Here is a 1,489-nt window from a genome sequence, read left to right as displayed (position 1 = left end):
GAGGGCGCGCGCCTTTTGCGAAACGGTCTCGGCGCTATCACCGGGACGGTAAATCGCGCCGCCAATGCCGAAACCCGCAGCCCCGGCGCGCTGCCAATCGGCCATATTCTCAACCGAGACCCCGCCCACGGCATAAAGCGCCATCTCGCGCGGCAAGACCGCAGACATCGCGCGCAAGCCCACCGGCCCGATCAACTCACCGGGAAACAGTTTGAGCGCATCCGCCCCCGCAGCAATTGCAGCGAACGCCTCGGTCGGGGTCATTACGCCGGGATAGCTTTGCAGCCCTGCAGTCTTGGTTTCGCCAATCACCGCTGGATCGCAATTGGGCGACACGATCAGCCGCGCCCCCGTGGCCGCGACGTCGCGCACCTGCTCGGGGGTGAGCACAGTGCCCGCGCCGATATCGGCCTGCGTGCCAAAACGATCCACCATCGCCTTGATGCTGGTCAGCGGATCGGGCGAGTTCAGCGGCACCTCGATGCGGGTGATGCCGGCCTCAATCAGGGCTTGGGTGACAGGCAGCGCGTCGGGCGGGGTGATCCCGCGCAGAATGGCGATTAGGGGGCGGCTCATGGGCAGGCTCCGATGGTTTGCCAGGCGGCGTGCAGCCCGGCGAGGGTGGTGGGTTCGGTCGGGAAATCTTGCGTCTTCACGCCATTCACGCCCAGCGCGCGGGCGTAAAGCGCGGCGAGCTTGGGGTTGCCGATCAACGCGGCAGACTGGCCAGACCAAAGCTCGCGGGTCGCGGCAAGTTCCCAGCCGATCAGCAAGCCCGACAGGCGCGCGGCAGCACTAACCGGATCAAGATTGTTGAGCAATGCGCCTGCGCGCAAAGCGAATAGCCCGCCATAGGCGCTTGCGGGGTCGGCCAATGCCTCGGCGCAGGCGGCATCAAAAGCGGACAGATCCGAGCCGTCAGCATCCAGCGTATGGCGCAGCACCGAATGCTGCGAGAGCAACTCGAACAGCTCGCCCGTCATGCAGCTTTGAAACCGCTCGATCCGGCCCGCGCGCAGCCGCACCCATTTGGTATGCGTGCCGGGCAGACAAACAACGCCATCAAAATCGGGGGACTGGGCCAGCAGCCCCGCGATCTGCGTTTCTTCGCCGCGCATAACATCGGGCGGATCATCTTGGCGAAGACCGCAGGCGATATAGACCGGGCGGGCGGCGTGATCTGGCACCAAGATTAGTTGCGCGCGCGGATCGGTCGGTGTCGCGCGATAGGGCGCCTCGGCCCAGCCTTGACGCGAGCCGACCATGCCGCAGGCGATCACCGGAAGCCCCGACAGATCAGTGTCAAACTGCGCGATCTCGGCTTCCAGAACGGGACCGAATTGCGCAGGCTCCAGCCGCCCCATCCCCTGATCACAACTGCGCTTGGACAGCACCTTGTCGCCGTGCATCACCCAAAGGCGCAGATGCGTCGTGCCCCAATCCGCAGCGATCCAGTCGGGGCTTTCGTCGGCTTCCAGAGCTGTCATAG

The 1,489-nt window shown here is 65.4% G+C and carries 2 protein-coding genes; both read right to left on the bottom strand.

Translation table 11 applies throughout. The features are described from left to right. Nucleotides 1-576: 2-dehydro-3-deoxy-6-phosphogalactonate aldolase (locus tag DT23_RS17620; RefSeq protein WP_038133492.1), on the bottom strand; the 576-nt coding region annotated here is incomplete at its 3' end. Beyond that, nucleotides 573-1,487, bottom strand: a complete 915-nt coding sequence (locus DT23_RS17615; protein WP_038133491.1) for a 2-dehydro-3-deoxygalactonokinase — start codon at nt 1,485-1,487, stop codon at nt 573-575. The genes DT23_RS17620 and DT23_RS17615, both read right to left, overlap by 4 nt. Between the last annotated feature and the right edge of the window lie 2 nt (nt 1,488-1,489).

The organism is Thioclava indica (assembly GCF_000714545.1).
GTDB lineage: Bacteria > Pseudomonadota > Alphaproteobacteria > Rhodobacterales > Rhodobacteraceae > Thioclava > Thioclava indica.
The sequence above is the reverse complement of the archived record's forward strand: the minus strand, read 5'-3'. Positions and strand labels throughout refer to the sequence as shown.